Raw genomic sequence first — 25,972 nt, forward strand, 5'->3', positions numbered from 1 at the left:
CTTCTGTATTTCGCTGGTTCCCTCGCCGATCAGCAGGAACGGTGCATCGCGCATCAGCCGCTCGATCTCGTAGGCCGTCGAGTATCCGTAACCGCCGTGGATGCGGAAGCTTTGCTGGGTGACTTCCGAACAGTATTCGCTGGCAAGGTATTTCGCCATTCCGGCGGCGACGTCGTTGCGCTCGCCCGAGTCTTTCAGCCGCGCCGCGTTGACCATCATCAGGTGTGCCGCTTCGACCTTGGTCGCCATCTCGGCCAACTGGAAAGCGATGGCCTGGTGCTCGGCGATCGGCTTGCCGAATGTGTGGCGTTGCTGCGCGTACCGCACCGCGAGCTCGAAGGCTCGAATGGCGACACCACAGGCTCGCGCCGCAACGTTCACCCGACCGACTTCGATGCCGTCCATCATCTGGAAGAAGCCCTGCCCCGGGATGCCGCCAAGGATGTCGTCGGCGGGTGCCCGATAACCGTCGAAGATGAGTTCGGTGGTATCGATGCCCTTGTAGCCCAGTTTGTCGATCTTTCCGGGGATCACCAAGCCCGGAGCCACTTCACCGAAACCCGTTGGCTTTTCGACGAGGAACGCGGTCAGGTTGCGGTGCGGCTTGGCTGCGCCTTCATCGGTGCGCACCAGCACCGCCACCAGCGTCGAACTGGCGCCGTTGGTCAGCCACATCTTCTGGCCATCGATGGCGTAGTCGCCACCGGGATCGCGGCGGGCCCGGGTGCGGATCGCAGCGACGTCGGAGCCCAGTTCCGGCTCGGACATCGAGAACGCGCCGCGGCACTCGCCGGTTGCCATCCGCGGCAGGAAGCGCTGCCGCTGCTCGTCGGTGCCGTGCTGGCGCAGCATGTAGGCCACGATGAAGTGGGTGTTGAGCACACCCGACACGCTCATCCAGCCACGCGCCAGCTCTTCGACACACAACGCGTAAGTCAGCAACGACTCTCCCAGTCCGCCGTATTCTTCGGAGATCATCAGGCCGAACAAGCCCATGCCCCGCATCTGGTCGACGATGGCCTGCGGATAGGCGTCGGCACGCTCCAGCTCCGGCGCGTTGGGAATGATCTCTTTGTCGACGAATTGCCGCACGGTAGTGATGATTTCGGTTTGCAACTCGGTCAGCCCGAGGGTCTTGGCAAGTCTAGTCATGCGCTGGCGTTCCTATCGTCTTGGCGCTCGACAATCGCGCGATGTCGGCGGCCGTCAGTCCGAGGCACTCGGTCAACACCTGCGCGGTGTCCTGTCCGAGTGCCGCTGCGGGTGTGCTGGCCGGGTGGACGCCATCGAACGCCGTCGGGATGCCGGGGGCCAGGTGATCACCGACTTCGGGCTGGTGCAGTAGGGAAAACAGCGGGTTGGCAGTCACTTTCGGGCTCGCAGCCACCTGCGCGAAGCTGCGGTAGCGTTCGAAGAGCACGGTGGTACCCGACAGTGCCGCAGTGATCTCGTCGCCGGTGTGGTCGCCGAACCAGGTCGCGAAAAGGCCCGTGAGGACATCGCGGTAGCGGTACCGGTCGCCTTCAGCGGCGAAGTCCACACCCAGCGCCTCGGCCAGCGCCGACACCGCCGCCCCGGTGCCGGTCACGTCGACCAGATCGCGAAAGTGCCGTCCGGTCAACGTGACAACCATGAACCCGAACCCGTCGCGGCTGGTGAAGTCCTGGCCGTACTGGCCGTAGACGGCATTGCCCAGGCGCTGCCGTTGCGTCCCATTGACCTGCGGCTCGGTCAACAGCCCCAGGTTTCCCGCCGTCGCCAGCGCAACGTCTTCCAGCGCCAGACTGACCCGAGCCCCCATCCCGGTCTGGTCGCGGCGCCGCACCGCAGCGACGACGGCGAGCGCGGCATACAGACCGCAACAGACGTCCCAGGCCGGCAGCACATGGTTGACCGGGCCGGCATGGCCGACCGGACCGGTGACCAGCGGGAAGCCGGTGGCCGCGTTGACGGTGTAGTCGACAGCGGTAGACCCGTCGCTTCGCCCGAGTAGCTGGAGGTGGATGACGTCGGAACGCCGGGCGGCCAGCAGCTCATGGCTGAGCCAGGGAAAGCCGGCGTTGGTCACGACGATGCCGTCGCCCTCGATGACCAACCGCTGCACCAGCTGCTGTCCTTCCACCGAGCGTAGATCCACGGTCACCGAACGCTTTCCCTTGTTCAGACCCGTCCAGTAGATCGACGTTCCGGATGCAGCGAGCGGCCAGCGCTGCACGTCGGCAGCACCGCCGATCGGATCCACGCGGATCACCTGTGCACCAAGCTGACTGAGCGTCATGCCGCACAGCGGTGCGGCCACGAAGCTGGAAACCTCGACGATGCTGATGCCGCTCAACGGCAACGCGCGACCTTGCATGTCTATGCGACCCGCTCAAAGACGGCGGCCAGCCCCTGACCCCCACCGATGCACATGGTCTGCAGGCCATAGCGCGCCTGGCGGCGGTCCAGTTCACGCGCCAGGGTCGCCAACATCCTGCCGCCGGTCGCGCCGACGGGATGACCCAACGAGATGCCGGAGCCGTGCACGTTGGTGCGTTCTCGGTCGGCGGCACCGAAGTTCCACTCCCGCATCACCGCAAGCGCCTGCGCGGCGAACGCTTCGTTGAGTTCGATGAGATCGATGTCGGCCAGCCGCAGGCCCGCCTTGGCGAGTGCGGCCTCGGTCGCGGGCACCGGACCGATGCCCATGATGTCGGGCGCCACCCCCGCCAGCCCCCAGGACACCAAACGGACCAACGGCCGCAAGCCGTACTCGGCGGCTTTGGCCGGCGTGGTGACCACGCACATCGATGCCGCATCGTTTTGGCCGCTGGCGTTGCCGGCTGTTACCGTGGCCTCCGGATCGTGTTTCAGCAGAACGGGTTTGAGCTTACTCAGCGACTCAAGCGTCGTGTCGGCGCGGGGAGGTTCGTCGGTGCCGATTAGCTCCTCGCCCTGGCGGGTGGGCACTGCGACCGGAATGATCTCCGCGGCCAGGATGCCGTCCTGTTGCGCGGTGACCGCCCGCCGATGCGACGTCACCGCGAGTTCGTCTTGCTCCAACCGCGAAATGCCGTACCGGCGGCGCAAATTCTCGGCGGTCTCCAGCATCCCACCGGGCACCGGATGATGCCGGCCCCCGGCCGTGGTGCGGCCACGAGCCAGCCCGTCGTGCACCCGGATGCCACCGCGGGCGCCACCCCAGCGCATATCGGTGGAATAGAACGCGACATTGCTCATGCTTTCGCAGCCGCCGGCGATGACGAGGTCGTTATCGCCATTGCTCACCTGCAGGCAGGCGTGGATCACGGCCTGCAGGCCCGAACCGCAGCGGCGGTCGACCTGCATACCGGGAACCGTGACCGGCAGCCCGGCATCCAATGCGACCACCCGGCCGATGGCCGGTGCCTCACTGCTGGGATAGCAGTGCCCCAGAATCACGTCCTGCACCGCATCGGGCGGCAGACCGGTGCGGTGCAGCAGTCCGTTGAGCGCGGCGACACCGAGATCAACGGCACTGACCGACTTGAATATCCCGCCGTAGCGGCCGATCGGCGTACGGACCGGCTCACAGATGACAGCGTCATTCATATGAACCGCCCGCCGGTGACATCCAGCACCGTTCCAGTCATGTACGAGGACAGGTCAGAGGCCAAAAACAAGGCGACGCTGGCGACTTCGCTGGGCTCGCCCGCTCTGCCCATTGGGACCTCGGCCAATTTCTGGTCCCAAATGCGTTGCGGCATTGCTTCCGTCATCGCCGAGCGAATCAATCCGGGGGCGATCGCGTTCACTCGAACACCCACGTGGGCAAGCTCTTTGGCGGCGGCCTTGGTCATCCCGACGATTCCGGCTTTAGCCGCGGAGTAATTGGTTTGGCCCACCATCCCGACCTTGCCCGACACCGAGGACATGTTCACGATCGCGCCCCGCTTGTTTTCGCGCATGATGGCGGCCGCCAGCCGGGTGCCGTTCCAGGTGCCCTTCAGATGCACGTTGATGACCTGGTCGAACTGCTCCTCGGTCATGTTGCGCATGGTCGCGTCTCGGGTGATGCCGGCGTTGTTGACCATGACGTCGAGACCGCCGAAAAGCTCCACGGCCGTGCGGATGAGCGCTTGGACCTCGTCGGCTTTGGTCACGTCGCACCGTACAGCCGCGGCTACTGCATCGCCGCCCAGCTTCTCGGCCGCGGCCTCGGTCGCTTCGAGATTCACATCACCGAGCACGACGCGCGCGCCCTCGGTGACGAATCGCTCGGCAATGGCCAAGCCCAGTCCTTGGGCTCCGCCGGTGACCACCGCGGTCTGACCGTTCAGCAATGACATCAACTATTCCTCACTGTCCTGCCCGCAGCCGGGCACTCACCGTTCAAGTATAATATTTCATATATGATGAGGCGATGCCCGTGACAGTCAACGACGAGGACTTTCAGCAGATCCTGGCCCAGACCCGTCACTTCGTCCGCACCGCCGTGATTCCGCGTGAGCAGGAGATCCTGGACAACGATCGGGTGCCGGACGACCTGCGTGAGCATGCCAAGAAGATGGGATTGTTCGGCTACGCGATTCCACAGGAGTGGGGCGGGCTTGGCCTCGACCTGCCGCAGGATGTCGAACTTGCCATGGAATTGGGCTACACCTCGCTGGCGCTGCGGTCGATGTTCGGCACCAACAACGGCATCGCCGGGCAGGTACTGGTCGGCTTCGGCACCGACGAGCAGAAAGCCCGCTGGCTGGTACCGATGGCCTCCGGCGACGTAGTCGCCTCCTTCGCACTGACCGAACCCGGCGCCGGGTCCAACCCGGCCGGACTTCGCACCAAAGCCGTTCGGGACAACGGCAATTGGGTGATCTCGGGGCAAAAGCGCTTTATCACCAATGCACCGGTGGCTGGTCTGTTCATCGTGTTCGCGCGGACCAGGCCGGCCGACGAGCGGGGCGCCGGCATCGCGGTCTTCCTGGTTCCCGCGGACGCGGCAGGAGTTGATGTCGGTGTCAAGGACGCCAAGATGGGCCAGGAAGGGGCCTGGACATCCGACGTCAACTTCAACGACGTCCGGGTCGACGCCGAGGCGCTGATCGGCGGCAGCGAGGATATCGGCTATCGAGCTGCCCTGACGTCGTTGGCACGCGGCCGGGTGCATATCGCCGCGATCGCGGTCGGCACGGCTCAGCGGGCACTCGACGAATCCGTGGCCTATGCCACGACCGCGACGCAGGGTGGCACGCCGATCGGGAACTTCCAGTTGGTGCAGGCGATGCTGGCCGATCAGCAGACCGGCGTGCTGGCCGGACGCGCGCTGGTTCGCGATGCGGCGCGGCTGTGGGTGTCAGGAGAGGACCGCCGCATCGCGCCGTCGGCGGCGAAGCTCTTCTGCACCGAAATGGCCGGCAAGGCAGCCGATCTCGCGGTGCAGATTCATGGTGGCAGTGGCTACATGCGTGGCGTCCCGGTGGAACGCATCTACCGCGATGTTCGGCTGCTGCGACTGTACGAGGGCACCAGCGAGATTCAGCGGCTGATCGTCGGGTCGAACCTGGCCCGAGCGGCGCAGCGCTGAACTCGGCGCCGTACGGCGTCAGCCAGATCGCGGATCGTCAGATCGCCCTGCTGCTGGCGGTAGCCCAACGACTGGGCGGCACCATCTACTATCGCCTCGACTCGCCGCGCAGTTGAGCGTAGGGCGATGCCGCATCGCTCAGCCGTCGTCCGAGCCGCTCTCGCACGCCACGGAAGACCCTAGCGCGGCGAAAACCAGTGCGCCGCCTGCGCCCAACAGAATCGCCTGTGTGCTGAGGTTTCCGCGCCGGCCCTCATCAAATCCTGCGATTACGTCGACCGTGTCGATCGCCGCGCCCGCCGCCGCGACCGCCCGAACCGCACCGGGCGGGGCCGCGAGCAACGCCACCGCCAGGGCGAGTTCCCGGGCACCGAAAAGCCTTGTCAGGAAGCGATTTGCGGTCACGGGGTCAATGCCGAATAGCCGCGCCGTCAGGTCCGGGGCGAGCCAGCTGCCGAGACCGACGGCAGCGCGGGTTGCGCCAAGCGCAATACGTGCAGTGGAATAAGTCGCCATTTCATGAACATAGATCATGCGCATTCAGATGAGACGCGTGCCGGCCAGGACGTCGCGGATTGCCAGGCAACCCTGTCGCAGCATCCCCAGCTCGTTGTCGTCGCCGCGGTCGGCCAAAGCGGCAAAGGGCAAATCCCGGTGCGGGGCAATCAGAACGGCCGCTGGCACTCGCAGCCGGCAATTGCGCCAACAGGTTTCACGGTGAGTAGCCGCTGACGCCGGAGTTCGATAGTGCTCGGTGACCGTCACCCGGTCAGGTTTTTCGATTGCTGAGCTGAGCCGCGGATTCAAGCAAGTTAAATTAAGATCGGGCTTGCCGCCCGCCAGACCGAAGCCGCGGACCGGGCGCTAGCTGAATACTCTTTCCAGCTGCTGAGGCGTCACATCACGGCATAGCGGGGATTCGCCTGTCTCCCGGTTGCACCTCACCACCCTGGGGCCAGCGATCGTCGACCAACACACAATCGCAAGGGTGCGGGCGGAGGGACTCGAACCCTCAAGCTCTCTCGAGCAATGGCACCTAAAACCATCGCGTATGCCAATTCCGCCACGCCCGCAGCGTTGCCGATCGTACCGCCCGGCTCGCCAGGCGAGTCGGTCAGTGGTCTCTCCTACCTTGGGTTCAGCACGCCGAAAGGAGCCCGCAGGCGCGATCCGTGGAGTTGGTTGCGGATTGATCGACAGCGACGGGTGCCGGCTAGTCGCCAACGATCGCCAGGGCGAAGCGTTACATCCTGGACTTGATCACCGGGGCACTCGACGACTTGGGTCCCCTGGACACGATCGAGCCATTACATCATCGCCGTGTACCGCAAACCGTCATTTTCCACGGTCGCGCGTCTCGACGAGTTCGACGGACCCAAGTCATGACGCATCGTCGCGGTACCGTCTAAGTGTGTCGACTACGCATCGTCGCAGGCCCGCGCTGATCGCCCTGGCGATCGTCACCGCGTGCGGCTGCCTGGCCTTGGGCTGGTGGCAGTGGACCAGATTCCAGTCGGTGTCCGGCACCTTCCAGAACCTGGGATACGCATTGCAGTGGCCGATGTTCGCCTGGTTCTGCATCTACGCGTACCGCAAGTTTGTTCGCTATGAAAAGGTACCGCCGGAGCCGCCAAACGCCATGACCGAGATACCACCCGGTCTGTTGCCCGAACGGCCCAAGCCCGTGCCACAGCCCTCCGACGATCCTGCCCTACAGGAGTACAACGCATACTTGGCCGAACTCGCGAAGCACGATGCCGAGAGGCAGAACAGGAACAGCGCATGACGACGCCTGAGACACCCGAAACGCAGCGGAACACTATCTTTCCTACGGAAAAGATCCGCACCGCGCTGCTCGGCTATCGCGTGATGGCGTGGACGACGGGTATCTGGCTCATCGCCCTGTGTTATGAACTGATCTCGCATCTGGTCTTCCACCACGAGATCCGCTGGATCGAGATCGTGCACGGTTGGGTTTACTTCGTCTACGTGTTGGCCGCTTTCAATCTCGCCGTGAAAGTTCGCTGGCCGATCGGTAAGACAGTCGGTGTCCTGCTCGCCGGCACCATCCCGCTACTGGGCATCATCGTCGAACATTTCCAAACCAGGGACGTCAAGGCGCGCTACAACCTCTAGAGGGGCGATGCCGGTCTGGCTGCCGCGCTCCGCGGAGTACCGGGCTGTGCCAGCCACGTCCTTAACATTCGTTCCGGCGAAGCAGGTACACAATTTGCTCGCCTATGAGCGACAAGCCAAGGCGCACAACGGGATTGTCGCTGTTAGGTGGGCACAACGACCATCCGACCCCGAGGCGACTCAAGTGACTGATGTGACCAGGCCCGCCGTCGCCCAACAGCTGACGGCACTACATCGGCACTGTCTTAGGCGAGGGCTCGCAACTCCGGCAACAGCAGCCTCAGCGCGCGGCCGCGATGCGACATCGCATCCTTCTCCTCGGGGCTTAGCTGCGCCGCGGTCCGCTGATAGCCGTCGGGAATGAAGACGGGGTCGTAGCCGAACCCGCCGTCACCGCGTGGCTCCCGCGCAATCATGCCGGGCCACTGGCCACGCACCACGACTTCGCCGGACGCCGAGACCAATGCGCAGGCCGAGACGAATGCCGCACCGCGCCGCCCGTCGGGTACATCGCGCAACTGGGCCAGCAGCAGGGCGGTGTTGGCCGCGTCGTCGCCGTGGTTGCCGGACCACCGGGCCGACAGCACCCCGGGCATGCCGTTGAGTGCCGCCACCTCCAAACCGGAGTCGTCGGCGACGCTGACCAGACCGGTCGCGGCGAACGCGTCGCGCGCCTTGGCCAGCGCGTTGTCCTCGAATGTCGCACCGGTTTCGGGTGTCTCGTCGAATGACGCGACGTCGTTGAGCGACACCAATGTCACCCCCGACAATCCGCCACCGTCCAGCACCCTGCGCAGTTCGGCCAGCTTCTTGGGGTTGCGGCTGGCAACCAGCAGGTTGGTCACCAATCAATCCGAAACATAGTCATAACGGCCCCGGGCCTACGCGCGACTTTCCAGGTTGATTGCTGGACTTTCCTGGTTTAGTGCTGGTCGTGGTGCCATTCCCCTGAGATAAGGGACTTCGCAGTCTTCACAACCCCAAATCAATTTGTGCATGTAACAGCCCACGCAAAATCCCAGCGTGGCCTCTAACCACGTCAGGACAAAACAGACCGCAACAACAGCCGCCATCGCTACGGACGACGCGCCGAACAGGCGCATGGCAAGACATGTCGCCGCTAAACTGCCACCGAGCAACCATGCAAACCGTTTCGGCCGCGTTGGTTTCCACACCGGACGAATTCCCATTGTCAACGCGGTACCCAGAATGCCAGTGGGGCTGAATGGAGTTAATCCGGTAGCCGCCGCAGCCAACATATCAAAAAGCACGAGCGGACCAACAATGATCACCGGATCGGTTTCCGGACGCATCAGCAATAATGCGATCGTGATTGCAGAGATAATATTTAGCAAACCCGCTCTTGCGCGGGTCGCGGTTTCGTTGATGCGCGGTTCCGCATGTGCACGCGTCATCTGTCCCATTGCCCACCACGGGTGGTTGAGAAAGGCATGTTCAAGTGGGACTTGCCGGCTGGCCATCAATTAATCCTAAAGCAATTGGTTTTGACAAAACTCAATTAGACGTCGAGAAGCTTATCATAACGGTATTGTGCGCACCTCTAGCCAGCCGCATTGAGTCGACGACAAAGGCAAACGCTACGGCCGATCAAGCCTAGCGGCGCCGCACTGCCGGTGACCGGCAGCAAAGACATCGTCTCCATGAACGACGCACCGTTTGTTAAGTTGACCAACACTCCGGCCATTGAGGCTTGAGTGTTCCGATTGGTGGATTACCAGGGTCAGCTTCCGAACACCTTCGGCGGTGGCGGTCCTTCGGGCAGGACACCTGGATACGGCAGCGCCAACGCCTCCCGCTGAGCGGCGAACAATTTGTCGCACGCGCCCAGCCCCATGTCGAGCAGCTTGTCCAGCGTCGACCGCGGGAACGTCGCGCCCTCGCCGGTGCCCTGGATCTCCACCAGAGTCCCGGTGTCGGTGGCGACGACATTCATATCGACCTCGGCTCGGGAATCTTCCTCGTACGGCAGGTCAACCCGGATCCGGCCGTCGACCACCCCCACACTGATCGCGGCGATGGCGCACGACAACGGCCGGGGATCAGATAGTTTGCCGGCCGCCGCCAGGTAGGTCACTGCGTCCGCCAGCGCCACATAGGCACCCGTGATGGCTGCCGTGCGGGTACCGCCGTCGGCCTGCAACACATCGCAGTCGACCGCAATGGTGTTCTCCCCCAAGGCCGCCAAGTCGATGCACGCGCGCAGCGACCGACCGACCAGTCGACTGATTTCCTGGGTGCGGCCACCGACTCGCCCCTTGACCGATTCGCGGTCCGAGCGCGTATGAGTGGCCGATGGCAACATTGCGTATTCGGCGGTGAGCCATCCCACGCCTGATCCCTTGCGCCAGCGCGGAACCCCCTCGGTGACGCTGGCGGTACACAGGACCTTGGTGCGACCGAACTCAATCAGCACCGAGCCTGCAGGGTTTTCGGTGAACCCGCGGGTGATGACCACCGGACGAAGCTCGTCGTCGAGGCGGCCGTCTTCTCGTTTCGACACGACGCCAACCCTAGCGGGCACCGTCCCCATCGAGCGTGCGTCCACGGCGTCGAGTGTGCGTCCACGGCGTCGCCACGTGCCTTGGGTTCAAGCGGTCGGCTGCCGTGTGTCCCAGCGTGGGCCGCACACGACGCTCAACCAACGGGTATTCACCAGACGGGAAAGCCGCGCCACTTCCATTCCTCGATGACGTTCGGATCGGTCTGCTTGATGAGCGTGCGGATCCGCGCGAGCGTGTCGCCCCGCCAGTCGGCCCAGCTCAGCCATCCGCGCATCGATATTCTGCGTTGCGTCGCTCATGGGTTCAGCTCAACTGCGAACTGTTGAATGCGGATCAGGTTGCCGGCAGAATCACGCAGTGCGCAGTCTCGAACCCCGTACGGCTGATCCGTCGGCTCCTGAATCACCTCGCCTTGGCCGTCGTGCAGGCAGGTCTGCGGCCGTTCAAAGGTGGCATCGCGATCTTTGGTTGCCAAGAGCAGGGTGCCGTAGCTGCCTTTGGCCATCATCTCGGCAATGGTGCGGCGCTCCTCGTCGGTGATGCCGGGGGTGGCATTCGGCGGGGTACAAGACGATGGAGGTGTCGGGCCGATGGGGAGGACCGACCGTGTCCCAGCGCACCTTGCCCTTGCCGACGTCGAGGCGGACCTCGAAGCCCAGCATGTCGCGATCGAAGACCAGCGATTCCTCCGGGTCGCGGAAGGAGCTCGAGTGAATGGTGATGTCCATGACGCTCACGCTAGGTGCAGCTCGGTAACCGAGGCTTCTCGATTCCTGATCGGTCGGGTCACCTGCTTCTCCAGGCACGCCGGAATGCCCTTTGCGGCGCCTGATGTGCGCTCTCGATAAAGGCTGGGTGGCATGCCGACCAGTTCGGGTAAAGCGAGTGCTGAAGGTGCCCAACGATGAGCAACCAACAGTGAAGCAAACCTCGGTGACGCTAAGGTCGCCGCGACGCAAGAGCGCCATCGCGCGCTCGATGCGCCGCGTCATGAGATACGAATACGGCGATTCGCCATAGGTCAGCTTGAACTGGCGGCTGAAATGCCCGGCAGACATATTCACGCTTCGGGCGAGCGCGTCGACGTTCAGCGGCTGTGCATACTCGCGGTCGATCCTGTCCCGAGCGCGCCGCAGCAGCTTGAGGTCTCGTAAGCGCTGAACCTCTGCCGGTGTGCTCACCTGCGCCGAACCACCGCCTTCGCCAGCGAGCTTCAGGCCCGCCGGACTTCGAAAGTCTCGCCGCACACCACCGCGTGTACTGGTCCGTCGAACTCGGCCTTGGCCTCACTGATGACGTCCTCGCGCGATGTCCATGGCGGAATGTGGGTCAGCAGGAGCTCGCGGACGCCGGCCCGCCTCGCGGCCCTTCCGGCTTCAGTGCCGGACAGATGTAGGTCCGGCGGACGGTCCGGGGAGTGTGTCCAGGAGGCCTCGCACAGAAAGACATCGACGCCGCGAGCCAACTCGACGAGCTGGTCACAGATGCCGGTGTCGCCGCTGTAGGCAAATGACGCGCCGGTGGAATCGGTAAAGCGCATGCCGTAGGACTCGGTCGGGTGGGCAACGACCCGGGGCACCACGGTAACCGCGCCGAACGTCACCGGCTCGCCGTCCACCCAGTGGTGGACGGCGAAGATGTCCGAGCAATCGTCGATCTCGCCGCCGTAGGGCGACGACGCTGCCCCCAGACGCGACCAGGTGTCGCTCGGGCCGTATAACAACGCCTTGCCCTTGGGAGGCGTTGGGTGATAACGGCGCCATACGAATAAGCCCGGCATATCCAGACAGTGGTCCGCGTGCAGATGCGACAACAGCACATGCACCGACCCGGGATCCAAGTGTCGTTGCAGTGCGCCGAGCACACCGCCACCGAAGTCGATGACCATCGGCGGGGTGTCCGGAGCCCGAAGCAGATAACCCGACGCGGCCGAATCCGGACCCACGACGCTGCCGGAGCATCCGAGCACGGTTATTAGCACGGACACTACTGTGCCATGCCCATTACCGCGATGAGAAAAACATTGCCGCAATAGGTGAGCAGAATCTCGCGTACCGCTATTTGACAGGCGGATGATGAACGGCTTCCACAACGGTAATCGCCGGCCCGAGGAATCGCGCCGCGAGCCGGGTGAACGCTTCCGGGTCGCCGGTGGCTTCGAACACCCGGGTAGCCGGCGGCGCATCGTGCGGGCGCAGCAGGTCGCTCTGGGTCAGCACCCGGAGAACTTCTTTGGCGGTCTCCTCGGCGCTCGAGACCAGCGTGACGTGGTCTCCCATGGCCAGTTGAATGAGTCCGGACAGCAGCGGGTAGTGCGTACAACCGAGCACCAGAGTGTCCACCCCGGCACGCTGCAACGGCTCCAGGTAACCCTCCGCCAGCCCCAGCACCTGACGGCCGCTGGTGACGCCACGCTCGACGAAATCCACGAACCGCGGACAGGCCACCGCGGTGATCTCGGTGTCGCGCGCGGCGGCGAACGCGTCTTGGTAGGCGTGGGAGGTGATGGTCGCGCGAGTGCCGATGACCCCGATGCGACCGTTGCGGGTGGCGGCAACCGCGCGGCGTACGGCCGGCAGGATCACCTCGACGACGGGCACGTCGTATCGCTCCCGCGCGTCTCGCAGGCAGGCCGCGGACGCCGAGTTGCAGGCGATCACCAAAACCTTGACACCCCGGTCGACCAAGTCGTCGCCGATGGCCAACGCGTGTGCGCGGATCTCCGGGATGGTCAATGGACCGTAGGGGCCGTTGCCGGTGTCACCGACGTAGATGATGTCTTCGTCGGGCAGTTGGTCGATGATGGCCCGCGCGACGGTCAGTCCGCCGACGCCGGAGTCGAAGATTCCGACGGGCGCCAACGGCGAGCTCATGTCTTCGGACGCAACTGCCGGTTGCCGGCCTTCTTCAGTGCGCGGGCTTTACGCTCCGGTGCCGACAAGAGATATGCCGCCACCACGCCGGCAAGCGCACCGCACAGATGGCCCTGCCATGACACCCCGCCGCACATGCCCAGCCGCGGAAAGGCTCCCAGCAAGACGCCACCGTAGAAGAACAAGACCACCAAACCGATGACGATGTCCCAGACCTTGCGCACGAAAAGGCCGAACACCAGCAGAAAGGTCAGCCAGCCGAAGATCAGCCCGGACGCTCCGATGTGGTCGGTCGGACCGCAGCTGCTGCCCACATTTCCGATGAGCCAGGTGCCGAATCCGCCCAGAATCCACACGATCACCGTCGCCCAGACGAACCGCGACAACCCGGCCAGCGTCATCAGGAATCCCAACACCAGTAAGGGAATGGTGTTGGCCATCAGGTGTGCCCAGTTGGCATGCAGCAGCGGCGCGAAAACGATGCCCCACAACCCGTCGGTTTTCAGCGGGCGGATGCCGTTGACGTCCAGCGAATGCCGCGTCAGCTGGTCGATCAGTTCAACGAGATACAGCAGCGCGACGAAGGTGAGGATGGTCGCCCCGCCGACGATCCAGCGCGGCCGCTTTTCCGGTTGCTTCGCGGGTGTGCGCGGATACCCGGTCATTGGCGCCGCTCCTCCTCATCGCTTCGTCCCCCGCAAGCGGGCGGTGCCCCCACTGCATCGTCGCCGGCGCGGGTCATTGGCGCCGCTCCTCCTCGTCGTTTCACTCCGCATCGTCGCCGGCGCGAGTCATGCCCACAGCTGCCCTTCCAGAGCGTTCTCGGCATCAGCAAGGCTACCGGCATAGGCGCCGGTCGACAGATACTTCCACCCTGCGTCGGCAACCACCAAGGCAATGTCGGCGCGGTTACCCGACTGGACGACATTGGCCGCGATTCCCAGTGCGGCGTGCAGCACCGCGCCCGTCGAGATACCCGCGAAGATGCCCTCGGCTGCCGCCAGTTCACGGGTACGGCGCACCGCGTCGTGCGCGCCCACCGAGTATCGCGCGGTCAGCACCTCAGGGTCATACAGTTCGGGGACAAAGCCCTCGTCGATGTTGCGCAGCGCGTACACCCCCTCGCCGTAGCGTGGCTCGGCGGCCACGATCTGAATGCCGGGAACCCGCTCACGCAGAAACCGGCCGGTACCCATCAGCGTGCCGGCGGTGCCCAGGCCGGCGACGAAATGGGTGATCTCGGGTAGGTCATCCAGCAACTCGGGACCGGTGCCGCAGTAATGCGCGTCCGTGTTGGCCGGATTGCCGTACTGGTACAGCATCACCCACGACGGGTTGGCGGCGGCAAGCTCCTTGGCGGCGGCCACCGCTGTATTGGATCCGCCCTCGGCCGGCGAAAAAATGATTCTCGCGCCATAGAGCTCCAGCAGCTGACGCCGTTCCATCGAGGTGTTCTCGGGCATCACGCATATCAGCCGGTAGCCCTTCAACCGCGCCGCCATCGCCAGCGAGATACCGGTGTTGCCGCTGGTGGGCTCGATGATGGTGGCGCCGGGCGACAACCGCCCGTCTAGTTCGGCCTGTTCGATCATCCGCAGCGCCGGCCGGTCTTTGATCGATCCGGTCGGATTGCGGTCTTCGAGCTTGGCCCACAACCGCACGTGGACTGCGTCGGCCTCGTCCACCCAGCGTGGGGACAGCTGCCGCAGACCCACCAGCGGGGTGTTGCCCAGGGCCTGTAGCAGCGAGTCGTATCGCGCCATGCGCTCCGCTTACCCGCCCGCGACGGCGGGCAGGATGGTGACCGAGTCGCCGTCGGATAGCACGGTGTCCAGACCACCGGAGAACCGCACATCCTCGTCGTTCACGTAGACGTTCACAAAGCGGTGCAGTTTGCCGTTATCGATCAGCCGCTCGGAGATGCCCGCGTAGTTGGCCTCGAGGTCGTTGATGACCGCGCCGAGCGTGTCGCCGTTCGCGGAGACGCGCTTCTGGCCATCCGTGTGTGGTCGCAGGACGGTCGGGATGGACACGGTGACGCTCATGCAGGCCTTCCTCGCACTTTTCCGGGGACTTTCCGGGGACCTTCACAGATGTTCAATACTGCTCGACGATATGGACAGGCTCTTCGGTGACGGCACCGGCGACGATGCGATAGCTACGTAGCTCGCAACGCTCGGCATCACGGGTGGACACCAGCACATAGTGCGCCTCCGGTTCCGCGGCCAGGCTGACGTCCGTGCGGCTCGGGTAGGCCTCGGTCGCCGTATGCGAGTGATAGATGACAACCGGCACTTCGTTCGCGCTTTCCATGGATCGCCACACCTGGAGCTGCTCGCCGGAATCGAAACGGTAGAACGTCGGCGAGCGCTCCGCATTGGTCATCGGGATATGGCGCTGGGGACGGTCGGAACCCTCCGGCCCTGCCAGCACCCCACAGGCTTCGTCAGGGTGATCGCGGCGCGCATGGGCGAGCATCGCATCGACCAGGTCGGCACGAATCACCAGCACCTCAGCCGTTCCCTTCCGCACGTGTTCGGAATGCTGCAGGCAACATGGCGCGGTAGCTCGGTATTCCGGCCACCGGCGCGGCGGCGATGACACCAGCCAATACCGCTCGGGCCAGGCAATCGCCGGCGGCCGCTCCCACCGCGCTGACGAGCCCCGTCTCCGGCGAGAGAGCGGCGGGTAACCCGGGGTCCGGCGGCACCTCGACCGCACCGGTGGCCAGCGCGAAGACGGTATCGCCGTCCAGCGGCGTGTGGGCCGGCCGGATCGAGCGGGCCAGCCCGTCGTGAGCCGCGATCGCGACGCGCCGGCACGCCGCCGGACTAAGAGCCGCGTCCGTCGCGACCACCGCAATGGTGGTGTTCATGGGGCTCGACTCCGTCGGCAGCTGCGCCAACGCCGCGACCTGCTCGGGAGGCGGTTTGGACAGCTCGAACTCGTCGATCAGCTCCGCCATCCACGGCAGGCCGGTCGCCGGATCGACGACGTTGCCCACCGAGTTCACCACGACGACCGCGCCGACGGTCACGCCGGACGGCAGCGTGGTCGACGCCGTGCCGACGCCGCCCTTGAGGAGGCCGGCGCGCGCGCCCACGCCAGCGCCTACGGTCCCGACGGCGACGGCCGCACCCTCGCCGCCGTCGGCGACAGCACCGGCCGCTTCGCAGGCCAGATAGCCGAAGTCAGCTCCCGGCCGGCAATTCCAGCCCCCGACCGGCAGGTCGAAGATCACCGCGGCCGGGACAATGGGCACCACCCCGGCGCCCCCCAAACCGACAGCGACACCGCGTTGATGTTCCTCGAGCCAGCGCATGACACCGTCGGCGGCGGCCAGGCCATAGGCGCTGCCGCCGGCGAGCAGCACCGCGTCCACGAAGCGGACACTGTTGACCGGATCCAGCAGGTCGGTCTCGCGGGTTCCGGGCGCACCTCCGCGGCAGTCGACCGCACCGACCGTTCCGGGTGGCGGCAGCACAACGGTGACGCCGCAAGCCCAGCCGGCGCCGAGGGACGCGTCGGGATCAAGCCGCTGGTGGTGGCCGACGCGGATGCCGCCGACGTCGGTGATGGCGTTCATCCGGTTGCCGTCGCGATCATCCGGCGGGTTTACCCATCAGCACCAGGACGAGGTACTCCTGCAGAACTGTCAACCATTGGTAGACGTCGTAATGCGCCGCCATGGGATGGTCAACCGGCAGCCGCTCGGGCCCTTGCGGGCCGACGTTGAGCAGTACTCCAAGAGTCAGCCGCAAGTCGTTGACGGCAGCAACCCAGGCGTTGGCATCGGACTCCGTCAGCTCGAACCGACCGCCGTTCTCCGGGACCGTCTGCAGCAACTGCTGTGCGGCACCGCGTTTGGCGTCGATGATCGCCGGCTCATGCAGACTGCGAAGGGCGGCGTTGAGCGTCTCGGAGGCATCGAGGGTCATCGGGTCGCCGGGATCCAGCTTGTAGAAATCCGGCAGCAGCCGACGCAGCGTCGGGTCACCGGGACGGTCGGAGTGCCCGGTCTTTATGCCGGTAATCTCTTCGAGTTCGTCTGTCGGAGTGGTCGATTCGCGTTCGTCGAACAAACCGACCATCGCGCCGACCAGATTCTTGAGCAGCGCTGCCTCGTGGGGCGCCAAGGCCGACCGAAAACGGGGGCCATTGCGGGTTTCGACGCGCTTCCATTTGCGCACGCTGGATCCGGATACCCTCGAAGCTCACCGGTCCTGCTGCATCGTCGCCCACAATCCGGCGGCGTGCAGTTTGGACACATCGACCTCCATGGCTTCCCGGCTGCCGGCCGAGACCACTGCCTTTCCCTCGTTGTGCACCTGCAGCATCAGCGTGGTGGCATGCGGCTCGCTGTAGCCGAACAACTTTTGGAACACGTACGTCACATAGCTCATCAAGTTGACCGGGTCGTCCCAGACGATAGTCACCCACGGACTGGCCGTCACATCGACCGGCGCGGACTCGCGTTGCCCGGTCGATCCGGGCTTGGCGGGCGCTGATGCGACGACCATAGCCATAGGATAGCGAGCCACCGCGGTGGATACCGAGACCCCGACACGAACCGATACGGTTGCGGGGTGAATGACTCGGTCCCCGCTGGGCTTCTGACCGACAAGTACGAGCTGACCATGCTCGCGGCCGCGCTGCGCGACGGCACAGCCAATCGCCGGACCACGTGGGAAGTGTTCGCCCGCCGGCTTCCCGCCGGCCGACGGTATGGGGTGGTGGCCGGAACCGGTCGACTGCTGGAGCTGTTGCCGCAGTTCAGGTTCGACGACGACGCGTGCGAGTTGCTGGCCCAGTTCCTCGACCCCGAGACCCTGGGCTACCTCCGGGATTTTCGCTTCTGCGGCGATATCGACGGCTACCCGGAAGGCGAACTGTACTTCCCCGGTTCCCCGGTGCTCTCGGTGCACGGCAGTTTCGCCGAATGCGTGCTGCTGGAAACGCTGGTGCTGTCGATCTTCAACCACGACACGGCCATCGCATCCGCGGCAGCGCGGATGGTCAGCGCCGCCGGAGGCCGCCCGCTGGTCGAAATGGGCTCACGCCGGACACATGAGCGCGCCGCGGTCGCCGCCGCCCGGGCCGCTTATCTCGCAGGCTTCGCCGGCTCGTCCAATCTGGAAGCTCAGCGACGCTACGGGATACCCACCGAAGGCACCGCTGCCCACGCGTTCACGATGCTGTACGCGCACCGGGACAGCCCCGCGGCGGTGTCAGAGTTAGCCGCATTCCGCGCCCAGGTCGAGGCGCTGGGCCCGGACACGACGCTGCTCGTCGACACCTACGACGTGACGACCGGTATCGCCAACGCTGTCGCGGCCGCCGGTACCGGGCTCGGCGCGGTCCGCATCGACTCAGGCGAGCTGGGCGTGCTGGCCCGCCAAGCCCGGGAGCAGCTCGACCAACTCGGCGCCAACCAGACCCGCATCATGGTGTCCGGCGATCTCGACGAGTTCGCCATCGCGGCGCTGCGCGCGGAGCCGGTCGATCATTACGGTGTCGGGACGTCGCTGGTCACCGGCTCGGGTGCACCGACCGCGAACATGGTGTACAAACTGGTCGAGGTCGACGGCATTCCGGTGCAAAAACGCAGCAGCCACAAGGAATCCCGCGGCGGCCACAAAGAAGCGCTGCGGCGGTCGAAGCCGGCGGGCACCATCACCGAAGAAATCGTGCATCCGGCGGGGCGCCCACCGACCACCACCGAGCCGCACCGAGTGTTGACCACCCCGCTGGTTCGCGGTGGGGACGTGGTAGCCGATACCGGTGGCAGTGCGCTGGCGGCCGCCCGCAAGCTGGTGGCGTCCGGGCTGGGGAGCCTGCCCTGGGAGGGACTGAAATTAGCGGCCGGCGAGCCGGCCATTCCGACCCTGACTATCACGCCCTGAGATTCGACTCGACAAGGGAGTAACCACGCCTGAGGTGTCTGTTCCCGAGTTGCTGGCCGTCGCCGTGGCAGCGCTGGGCGGCAGCGAACGCCGCGGCCAGCTGGAGATGGCCAACGCCGTGGCCCAGGCTTTCGCAACCGGCGAGCACCTCGTCGTCCAGGCCGGCACCGGCACCGGTAAGTCCCTGGCGTACCTGATTCCGGCGATTGTCCGTGCGGTCGGCGACGACGAGCCCGTCGTGGTGTCTACCGCAACAATCGCCCTGCAGCGGCAACTCGTCGATCGCGACCTACCCCGGCTCGCCGATGCGCTCGCCGCTTCCCTGCCCCGCCGGCCGCAGTTCGCATTGCTCAAAGGGCGGGGAAACTACCTGTGCCTCAACAGGATTCACAACGGCAGCGCGGCCGCCGACGCGGCCGGCGAGCCGCAGGAGGAACTCTTCAACCCCATGGCCGTGACCGCGCTGGGCCGCGACGTGCAACGGCTCACCGAATGGTCGGCCACAACCGGCACCGGAGACCGCGACGACCTCAAACCCGGCGTGGCCGATCGGTCGTGGTCGCAGGTCAGCGTCTCCGCGCGGGAATGCATCGGCGTGGCCCGGTGCCCGTATGGCTCCGAGTGCTTCTCCGAACGGGCACGCGCGCGGGCGGGTGCCGCCGATATCGTCGTCACCAATCATGCGTTGCTGGCCGTGGACGCCGTTGCCGAATCCTCGGTGCTGCCCGAACACCGCCTCCTGGTGGTCGACGAGGCGCACGAACTGGCCGACCGGGTGACCTCGGTGGCCACCGCGGAGCTGACGTCGGCAACCCTCGGTGTGGCCGCGCGGCGGATCGCTCGGCTGGTCGCCCCGGAAGTGCTCGAGCGGTTGGAAGGAGCGTCGGCGACCTTCACCTCGGCGATCCACGACGCGCCACCCGGGCGCATCGATTACCTCGATGACGAGTTGGCGACATACCTGACGGCGCTACGCGACGCGGCCGGCGCAGCCCGCTCGGCGATCGACAGCACCAGCGACGCGAACGCGGCGTCGGCCCGCGCCGAAGCCGCGGCGGCCCTGACCGAGATCTGCGATACCGCGTCGCGAATACTGACGTCCTTCGCACCGGCGATCCCCGACCGCACCGACGTGGTCTGGCTCGACCATGAGGAGAACCGCGGTTCGCCACGCAGCGTGCTGCGGGTGGCTCCGCTGTCGGTCGCCAACCTGCTGGCCACTGCCGTATTCGCCCGTTCGACGACGGTGCTGACCTCGGCGACGCTGGCAATCGGCGGGACCTTCGACGCGATGGCGGCGGCCTGGGGCCTGCCTTCAGACAGATCCTCGGACAAGCCTTCGGACACACCGTGGCGTGGGCTGGACGTGGGATCGCCGTTCCAGCACGCGAAGTCGGGGATCCTCTACGTGGCGGCCCATCTTCCGCCCCCCGGCCGTGACGGAACCGGGTCGGCCGAGCAGCTGACCGAAATCGCCGAACTCGTCACCGCGGCCGGCGGGCGGACCCTTGGCCTGTTCTCCTCGATGCGCGCGGCGCGCGCCGCCGCGGAAGCCATGCGCGAACGGCTTTCCACACCGGTGTTGTGCCAGGGCGACGACAGCACCTCCGCACTGGTCGAGCAGTTCACCGCCGACGCCGCCACCTCGCTGTTCGGCACCCTGTCGTTATGGCAGGGCGTCGACGTACCCGGACCGTCGCTGTCGTTGGTCCTGATCGACCGCATCCCGTTCCCCCGCCCGGACGACCCACTGCTGAGCGCCCGCCAGCGCGCGGTGGCGGCCCGCGGCGGCAACGGCTTCATGACGGTCGCCGCCAATCATGCGGCGCTGCTGCTGGCACAGGGCGCGGGTCGGCTGTTGCGCCGGGTCAGCGACCGTGGGGTGGTGGCGGTGCTGGACTCGCGACTGGTGACCGCCCGCTACGGGGACTACCTGCAAGCCTCGCTGCCCCCGTTCTGGCAGACCACCAACCCCACCCAGGTCCGCGCGGCGCTGCGGCGATTGTCGGCCGCCGGCTGATCAGCCCCCGGCGAGGGTGACCAGCCCGAGCTCATTGCCGGCGGCCAGCATCGGATGGCGAGGCAGCACTCGCACGGTGTAGCCGACGGCCCCCGCCAGCGGCAGCGGCGTTGTCGTCGAGAAGATGTGGCTCACACCGTCGGTGCCGGTATGCGACATTTCGACGGTGGCCGGGTCCACCAGCGCATCGCCGGCGTCGACCCTGCCCAGCACCGCTTGCACCGTAACCTCGTCGGGCTGCAGGCCGGCCAGTTGCACGATTGCGGTCAAGGTCAGCTTCGAGCCGAGCAGCGGAGTATCGGGCAGCCCGGCGCTGTCCACGTCGGTGATCTCGATACGCGGCCACGCTGCTGCGGCCCGCCGCCGGTAGGCGGCCAGCTCGCGGGCCCCGGCGAACTCGGTGCCGTCACCCGCAACACCGATGGTCTTGCGCCACGATTGCGCCGCCGGAGCGTAGTAGTGCTCGACGTAGTCGCGCACCATGCGAGAAGCCAGCACTTTCGGTCCCAAGGTCTGCAGGGTGTGCCGCACCATCTCCATCCATCGCGGCGGCACGCCGCGTTCGTCACGCTCGTAAAACTTCGGCGCCACCGCCTGTTCCAACAGGTTGTAGAGCCCATTGGACTCCAGGTCATCGCGTCGTTCCGGATCTGCCACGCCGTCGGCAGACGGTATCTCCCAACCGTTTTCGCCGTCGTACCATTCGTCCCACCAGCCGTCACGGATGGACAGATTCAGCCCGCCGTTGAGCGCGCTCTTCATCCCTGACGTTCCGCACGCTTCCAACGGCCGCAACGGGTTGTTCAGCCACACGTCGCAGCCCCAATACAACCACCGGGCCATCGACATGTCGTAGTTGGGCAAGAACGCGATGCGGTGGCGCACCTGCGGCCGGTCGGCGAACCGCACCACCTGCTGGATCAGCGCCTTTCCCCCATCGTCGGCCGGATGCGACTTGCCTGCCACGATCAGCTGTATCGGCCGTTCGTGGTCCAGCAGCAGCTTCTCGAGTCGATCCGGATCACGCAGCATCAGGGTCAGCCGCTTGTACGTCGGAACCCGGCGGGCAAACCCGATGGTCAACACGTTCGGATCGAAGGCCGTTGCGATCCAGCCCAATTCGGCTTCGGAGGCACCGCGTTCCAACCACGATTGCCGCAGCCGCGCCCGCACGTCCTCCACCAGCAACGAGCGCAGCTGTGACCGGATCCACCACAGGTGGCCGGCATCCACCTGCTGTAGCCGCAGCCAGACGGCGGGCTCGGCGAACGAGTCCGAACCGGCCAGTTCGCGGCCCAATTGCAGCCATTGTGGTGCGGCCCAGCTGCGGGCGTGCACCCCGTTGGTGATCGACCCGATCGGTACTTCGTCGTGGTCGAATCCGGGCCACAGCTCGTTGAACATGGCCCGGCTGACCCTGCCATGCAGCAGCGAGACACCGTTGGCCCGTTGTGCCAGCCGCAGACCCATGTGGGCCATGTTGAACTTGGTGGGATCGTCCTCGGCGCCCAGCCCCAGGATGCGATCGGTCGGCACGCCCGGCAGCAGCGTCGGCTCGTCATCGCCGAAGTAACGCTGCACCATGTCCACCGGGAACCGGTCGATACCGGCGGGCACCGGAGTGTGCGTGGTGAACACCGTGCTGGACCGCACCACCGTCAGCGCGGTATCGAAGTCCAATCCCGAGTCGGTGATGAGTTCCCGGATGCGTTCGGCTCCCAGGAATCCGGCGTGGCCCTCGTTCATGTGGAATACCTCGGGGGCCGGCGATCCCTCGATGGCGGTGAACGCGCGAATGGCCCTTATCCCGCCGATACCGGCCAAGATCTCCTGCTTGATCCGGTGTTCTTGGTCACCCCCGTAGAGGCGGTCGGTCACGCCGCGCAGCTCGTGCTCGTTTTCCGGAATATCGGAATCCAGCAGCAGCAACGGCACCCGGCCCACCTGGGCAACCCAGATCCGCGCCCGCAGCTGCTCGAAATCCGGCAGCGCCAGCTCGACCAGCACCGGATCACCGTTGGCGTCGGTGAGCAGGCGCAACGGCAGCCCGTGCGGGTCCAGCGACGGATAGGTCTCCTGCTGCCAGCCGTCGGCGGTCAGCGACTGCCGAAAATATCCGGAGCGGTAGTACAGACCGACCGCGATCAGCGGCAGCCCCAGGTCGGACGCGGCCTTGAGATGGTCGCCGGCCAGAATCCCAAGGCCGCCGGAGTAATTGGGCAGCACCTCGGCGATGCCGAACTCCATCGAGAAGTACGCGATGCTGGTGGGCAGGCACGGCCCGGATGCTCCGGGGACACCCGCCTGCTCTTGCTGCTGATACCCCTGCTCGTGCTGCTGATACCACAGTGGGCGGCTCAGGTAGTCGGCCAGATCGGCCGCCTGCTCGTCGAGCCGGCGCAGGAATTCTTCGTCGAGCGCCAATTCGTCCAGGCGTGCCGGTTTGACCGCACCCAGCACCGCCACCGGGTCATTGCCGCAGCTGGCCCACAGTGCCGGGTCGATGCTCGCGAACAGGTCCTGGGTGGACTTTTCCCAGGACCACCGCAGGTTGGTCGACAGTTGGTCCAGCGCGGCAAGACGGTCGGGCAGATGAGCACGGACAGTAAACCGGCGGAGGGCTTTCACGCGTCTTTACCTTACTGAGGATTTCGGTCAGAGCGGGCTACTCGGTGACAGGTTGGGCCCCGCCGGTGTGGCCGGACACTAGGGTGGGTATGGGGCGCTAAGACGAGCAGACAACGACACACGAAGGACACCCCGGCGACACCGCTGTTGCTCGTCCCCGGGGTGACGAGCCCAGGAACGGCCCGCAGTGGCCAAGGGGGGCGAGGTCGGGTTCCCCGCCTGCATGGGCGAGCCGCGAACAGAACGGAGTGATTGGTGCCCGGTCGTGTCGAGATCGATAACGTCCAGCCCGTCGTCTCATGCGGCGCCTACCCCGCCAAGGCGGTGGTAGGCGAGGTGGTGCCGGTCAGCGCCTCGGTATGGCGCGAGGGCCACGAAGCAGTGGCCGCGACCCTGGTAGTGCGCTACCTCGGCCCGCGTTATCCGCTGGTCAGCGACGTACGCAGGGTCTCGGCGGTGCGGGCGCTGGAATCCGAGGTGGCGGCCAGGCCGGCCGAGCAGCAGCGCGTCAAACCGCTGTTGTTCCCGATGACGATGGGCCAGGAGCCCTACGTCTTCCACGGCCAGTTCACCCCCGACAGCGCCGGACTGTGGACCTTCCGGGTCGACGGTTGGGGTGACCCGGTACATACCTGGCGTCATGGCCTGGTCGCCAAACTCGATGCCGGCCAGGGCGAAAAAGAATTGTCCAACGATTTGCTGATCGGCGCCGCGCTACTCGAGCGCGCCGCCACGGGGGTGCCGCGCGCGCAACGCTGGCCGCTGATGGAGGCTGCCGCGACGTTGCGGAATCCCGGTGACCCGGTGACCCGCTCCGCGCTGGCCCTGTCCCCGGAAATCGACGACCTGCTCAAGGCTTATCCGCTGCGGGATCTGGTTACCCGCGGCGAACAGTTCGGCATCTGGGTCGACCGCTCGGTGGCCCGCTTCGGGGCGTGGTACGAGATGTTCCCGCGTTCCACCGGAGGTTGGGACGACGACGGCAAACCGGTGCACGGCACCTTTTCCACCGCGGCGGCCGAGCTACCGCGCATTGCACGGATGGGGTTCGACGTGGTGTACCTGCCGCCGATTCATCCGATCGGCAAGGTGCACCGCAAGGGCCGCAACAACAACCCCACCGCCGCGCCCGGTGACGTCGGATCTCCGTGGGCGATCGGCAGCGACGAGGGCGGCCACGATGCCATCCACCCGAGCCTGGGCACCATCGACGATTTCGACGACTTCGTTGCCGCGGCGCGCGACCTGGGCATGGAGGTGGCCCTGGACCTGGCCCTGCAATGCGCGCCGGACCATCCGTGGGCCCGTGAACACCGAAACTGGTTCACCGAACTGCCGGACGGCACCATTGCCTACGCGGAGAACCCGCCGAAGAAGTATCAGGACATCTATCCACTCAACTTCGACAACGACCCCGTGGGACTCTACGACGAAGTGCTGCGCGTAGTACGACATTGGATCGACCACGGCGTCAAGTTCTTTCGGGTCGACAACCCGCACACCAAGCCACCCGACTTCTGGTCTTGGCTGATCGGTCAAGTCAAGACCATCCACCCCGACGTGTTGTTCTTGTCCGAGGCATTCACTCCCCCGGCCCGCCAGTACGGGCTGGCCAAACTGGGCTTCACGCAGTCCTACAGTTACTTCACCTGGCGCACGTCCAAGTGGGAGCTCACCGAATTCGGTAACGAGATAGCCGAATTCGCCGACTTCCGCCGGCCCAACCTCTTCGTCAATACCCCCGACATCCTGCACGCGGTCCTGCAACACAACGGCCCCGGCATGTTCGCCATCCGCGCGGCGCTGGCTGCCACCATGGGTCCGGCCTGGGGCGTGTACTCCGGTTACGAGCTGTTCGAGCACCGGGCGGTGCGGGAAGGCAGCGAGGAGTACCTGGACTCGGAAAAATACGAGCTGCGTCCCCGTGACTTCGCGGGCGCGCTCGCCGAAGGCAGGTCACTGGAGCCGTTCATCACGCAGCTCAACGCAATTCGGCGACTGCATCCCGCGCTGCAGCAGTTACGCACCATCCATTTCCATCACGTCGACAACGAGGCGTTGCTGGCTTACAGCAAGTTCGACCCGGCGACCGGCGACTGTGTCCTGGTGGTGGTCACGCTCAACGCCCTCGGGCCCGAGGAAGCAACCCTGTGGCTGGACATGGCCGCGCTGGGTATGGAGCCCTACGAGCGGTTTTGGGTCCGCGACGAGATAACCGGCCAGGAATTCAATTGGGGGCAAGGAAATTATGTTCGCATCGACCCGGCGCAAGCAGTCGCCCACGTCATCAACATGCCACTCATTCCGGAGGAATCCCGAGTCACACTGCTGCGCAGGAGGTGAGCGAC

The 25,972-nt window shown here is 65.8% G+C and carries 25 protein-coding genes, 1 tRNA gene and 4 pseudogenes; 6 read left to right on the plus strand and 24 right to left on the minus strand.

Annotation, left to right across the window (positions count from 1 at the left end):
- The 4 genes from EET03_RS19125 to fabG all read right to left on the minus strand — a co-directional run.
- Window positions 1-1,152: acyl-CoA dehydrogenase family protein (locus EET03_RS19125; RefSeq protein ID WP_122508809.1), on the minus strand; the 1,152-nt coding region annotated here is incomplete at its 3' end.
- Window positions 1,145-2,356, minus strand: coding sequence for a CoA transferase (locus EET03_RS19130; RefSeq protein ID WP_075541320.1), 1,212 nt, complete (start codon window positions 2,354-2,356; stop codon window positions 1,145-1,147). The genes EET03_RS19125 and EET03_RS19130, both read right to left, overlap by 8 nt.
- A 2-nt stretch (window positions 2,357-2,358) precedes the next feature.
- Window positions 2,359-3,570, minus strand: coding sequence for an acetyl-CoA C-acetyltransferase (locus EET03_RS19135; RefSeq protein WP_075541319.1), 1,212 nt, complete (start codon window positions 3,568-3,570; stop codon window positions 2,359-2,361).
- Window positions 3,567-4,310 carry a 3-oxoacyl-ACP reductase FabG gene (fabG, locus tag EET03_RS19140; protein ID WP_099193668.1) on the minus strand — a complete coding sequence of 248 codons (744 nt, stop codon included), beginning with the start codon at window positions 4,308-4,310 and terminating at the stop codon, window positions 3,567-3,569. The genes EET03_RS19135 and fabG overlap by 4 nt, the downstream gene beginning before the upstream one ends.
- A 71-nt stretch (window positions 4,311-4,381) precedes the next feature.
- On the opposite strand from fabG, the gene EET03_RS19145 reads away from it, so the two are divergent.
- Window positions 4,382-5,542, plus strand: coding sequence for an acyl-CoA dehydrogenase family protein (locus tag EET03_RS19145; RefSeq protein ID WP_075541317.1), 1,161 nt, complete (start codon window positions 4,382-4,384; stop codon window positions 5,540-5,542).
- Between the two features lie 138 nt (window positions 5,543-5,680).
- On the opposite strand, the gene EET03_RS19150 is transcribed toward EET03_RS19145, so the two are convergent.
- From EET03_RS19150 to EET03_RS19155, 3 genes are all read right to left on the minus strand, one after another.
- Window positions 5,681-6,082, minus strand: a complete 402-nt coding sequence (locus EET03_RS19150; RefSeq protein WP_075541316.1) for a DUF4267 domain-containing protein — start codon at window positions 6,080-6,082, stop codon at window positions 5,681-5,683.
- A complete protein-coding gene (locus EET03_RS30365) occupies window positions 6,083-6,226 on the minus strand; it encodes a hypothetical protein (RefSeq protein WP_167470665.1) in 144 nt (47 codons plus the stop codon).
- Window positions 6,227-6,531: 305 nt separating this feature from the next.
- Window positions 6,532-6,615 (minus strand) — tRNA-Leu (locus EET03_RS19155).
- Window positions 6,616-6,953: 338 nt separating this feature from the next.
- On the opposite strand from EET03_RS19155, the gene EET03_RS19160 reads away from it, so the two are divergent.
- Together EET03_RS19160 and EET03_RS19165 are read left to right on the plus strand one after the other, a co-directional pair.
- Window positions 6,954-7,328, plus strand: a complete 375-nt coding sequence (locus EET03_RS19160; RefSeq protein ID WP_075541315.1) for a hypothetical protein — start codon at window positions 6,954-6,956, stop codon at window positions 7,326-7,328.
- The gene (locus EET03_RS19165) at window positions 7,325-7,678 is read left to right on the plus strand and encodes a DUF3817 domain-containing protein (RefSeq protein ID WP_075541314.1); all 354 of its coding nucleotides are present in this window, start codon (window positions 7,325-7,327) and stop codon (window positions 7,676-7,678) included. Before EET03_RS19160 ends, EET03_RS19165 begins: the two co-directional genes overlap by 4 nt.
- 245 nt (window positions 7,679-7,923) lie before the next feature.
- Here EET03_RS19165 and rdgB read toward each other — a convergent pair whose 3' ends face one another.
- The 16 genes and pseudogenes from rdgB to clpS all read right to left on the minus strand — a co-directional run bounded on the left by rdgB (window position 7,924) and on the right by clpS (window position 17,593).
- On the minus strand, window positions 7,924-8,526 hold the full coding sequence (gene rdgB / locus EET03_RS19170) for an RdgB/HAM1 family non-canonical purine NTP pyrophosphatase (RefSeq protein ID WP_208649090.1): 603 nt from the start codon (window positions 8,524-8,526) through the stop codon (window positions 7,924-7,926).
- Window positions 8,527-8,559: 33 nt separating this feature from the next.
- A complete protein-coding gene (locus EET03_RS19175) occupies window positions 8,560-9,159 on the minus strand; it encodes a DUF4395 domain-containing protein (RefSeq protein WP_244232442.1) in 600 nt (199 codons plus the stop codon).
- A 260-nt stretch (window positions 9,160-9,419) separates the two neighbouring features.
- Entirely contained in the window at window positions 9,420-10,199 is a 780-nt protein-coding gene (gene rph / locus EET03_RS19180) for a ribonuclease PH (protein ID WP_063472369.1), read from the minus strand.
- 152 nt (window positions 10,200-10,351) lie between these two features.
- Window positions 10,352-10,499, minus strand: a pseudogene (locus tag EET03_RS19185) (DUF1801 domain-containing protein); the annotation flags it as partial.
- Window positions 10,496-10,928, minus strand: a pseudogene (locus EET03_RS19190) (VOC family protein). The pseudogenes EET03_RS19185 and EET03_RS19190, both read right to left, overlap by 4 nt.
- Window positions 10,929-10,933: 5 nt before the next feature.
- Window positions 10,934-11,381, minus strand: a pseudogene (locus EET03_RS19195) (helix-turn-helix transcriptional regulator).
- A gap of 32 nt (window positions 11,382-11,413) precedes the next feature.
- Window positions 11,414-12,187, minus strand: a complete 774-nt coding sequence (locus tag EET03_RS19200) for a cyclic nucleotide-degrading phosphodiesterase (RefSeq protein WP_208649091.1) — start codon at window positions 12,185-12,187, stop codon at window positions 11,414-11,416.
- 70 nt (window positions 12,188-12,257) lie between these two features.
- On the minus strand, window positions 12,258-13,073 hold the full coding sequence (murI, locus tag EET03_RS19205) for a glutamate racemase (protein ID WP_075541312.1): 816 nt from the start codon (window positions 13,071-13,073) through the stop codon (window positions 12,258-12,260).
- Window positions 13,070-13,738: a rhomboid family intramembrane serine protease gene (locus tag EET03_RS19210; protein WP_075541311.1), complete on the minus strand. Its 669-nt coding sequence runs from the start codon at window positions 13,736-13,738 to the stop codon at window positions 13,070-13,072. The genes murI and EET03_RS19210 overlap by 4 nt, the downstream gene beginning before the upstream one ends.
- A pseudogene (locus tag EET03_RS31765) lies at window positions 13,735-13,809 on the minus strand (16S rRNA (guanine(966)-N(2))-methyltransferase RsmD); the annotation flags it as partial. The pseudogene EET03_RS31765 and the gene EET03_RS19210, both read right to left, overlap by 4 nt.
- 55 nt (window positions 13,810-13,864) lie before the next feature.
- The gene (locus tag EET03_RS19215) at window positions 13,865-14,836 is read right to left on the minus strand and encodes a cysteine synthase (RefSeq protein WP_075541310.1); all 972 of its coding nucleotides are present in this window, start codon (window positions 14,834-14,836) and stop codon (window positions 13,865-13,867) included.
- A 9-nt stretch (window positions 14,837-14,845) separates the two neighbouring features.
- Window positions 14,846-15,118 carry a MoaD/ThiS family protein gene (locus tag EET03_RS19220; protein WP_036400290.1) on the minus strand — a complete coding sequence of 91 codons (273 nt, stop codon included), beginning with the start codon at window positions 15,116-15,118 and terminating at the stop codon, window positions 14,846-14,848.
- Between the two features lie 52 nt (window positions 15,119-15,170).
- Window positions 15,171-15,605 (minus strand): M67 family metallopeptidase, encoded by a 435-nt coding sequence (locus EET03_RS19225; protein ID WP_279637720.1) that lies wholly within the window; start codon window positions 15,603-15,605, stop codon window positions 15,171-15,173.
- On the minus strand, window positions 15,586-16,659 hold the full coding sequence (locus EET03_RS19230) for a P1 family peptidase (RefSeq protein ID WP_075541309.1): 1,074 nt from the start codon (window positions 16,657-16,659) through the stop codon (window positions 15,586-15,588). The genes EET03_RS19225 and EET03_RS19230 overlap by 20 nt, the downstream gene beginning before the upstream one ends.
- A 16-nt stretch (window positions 16,660-16,675) precedes the next feature.
- On the minus strand, window positions 16,676-17,263 hold the full coding sequence (gene aosR / locus EET03_RS19235) for an oxidative stress transcriptional regulator AosR (RefSeq protein WP_075541308.1): 588 nt from the start codon (window positions 17,261-17,263) through the stop codon (window positions 16,676-16,678).
- Between the two features lie 24 nt (window positions 17,264-17,287).
- Window positions 17,288-17,593 carry an ATP-dependent Clp protease adapter ClpS gene (gene clpS, locus EET03_RS19240; RefSeq protein WP_075541307.1) on the minus strand — a complete coding sequence of 102 codons (306 nt, stop codon included), beginning with the start codon at window positions 17,591-17,593 and terminating at the stop codon, window positions 17,288-17,290.
- Between the two features lie 66 nt (window positions 17,594-17,659).
- Here clpS and EET03_RS19245 point away from each other — a divergent pair, with 66 nt between their 5' ends.
- The gene (locus EET03_RS19245) at window positions 17,660-18,976 is read left to right on the plus strand and encodes a nicotinate phosphoribosyltransferase (protein WP_063472377.1); all 1,317 of its coding nucleotides are present in this window, start codon (window positions 17,660-17,662) and stop codon (window positions 18,974-18,976) included.
- A 34-nt stretch (window positions 18,977-19,010) separates the two neighbouring features.
- Entirely contained in the window at window positions 19,011-20,996 is a 1,986-nt protein-coding gene (locus EET03_RS19250) for an ATP-dependent DNA helicase (protein WP_099193670.1), read from the plus strand.
- On the opposite strand, the gene glgP is transcribed toward EET03_RS19250, so the two are convergent.
- Window positions 20,997-23,624, minus strand: a complete 2,628-nt coding sequence (gene glgP / locus EET03_RS19255) for an alpha-glucan family phosphorylase (RefSeq protein WP_075541305.1) — start codon at window positions 23,622-23,624, stop codon at window positions 20,997-20,999. It lies immediately after the preceding gene.
- Between the two features lie 255 nt (window positions 23,625-23,879).
- Here glgP and EET03_RS19260 point away from each other — a divergent pair, with 255 nt between their 5' ends.
- A complete protein-coding gene (locus EET03_RS19260) occupies window positions 23,880-25,967 on the plus strand; it encodes an alpha-1,4-glucan--maltose-1-phosphate maltosyltransferase (RefSeq protein ID WP_075541304.1) in 2,088 nt (695 codons plus the stop codon).
- Window positions 25,968-25,972: the final 5 nt, after the last annotated feature.

Source organism: Mycobacterium innocens (assembly GCF_900566055.1).
GTDB classification, from domain to species: Bacteria; Actinomycetota; Actinomycetes; order Mycobacteriales; family Mycobacteriaceae; genus Mycobacterium; species Mycobacterium innocens.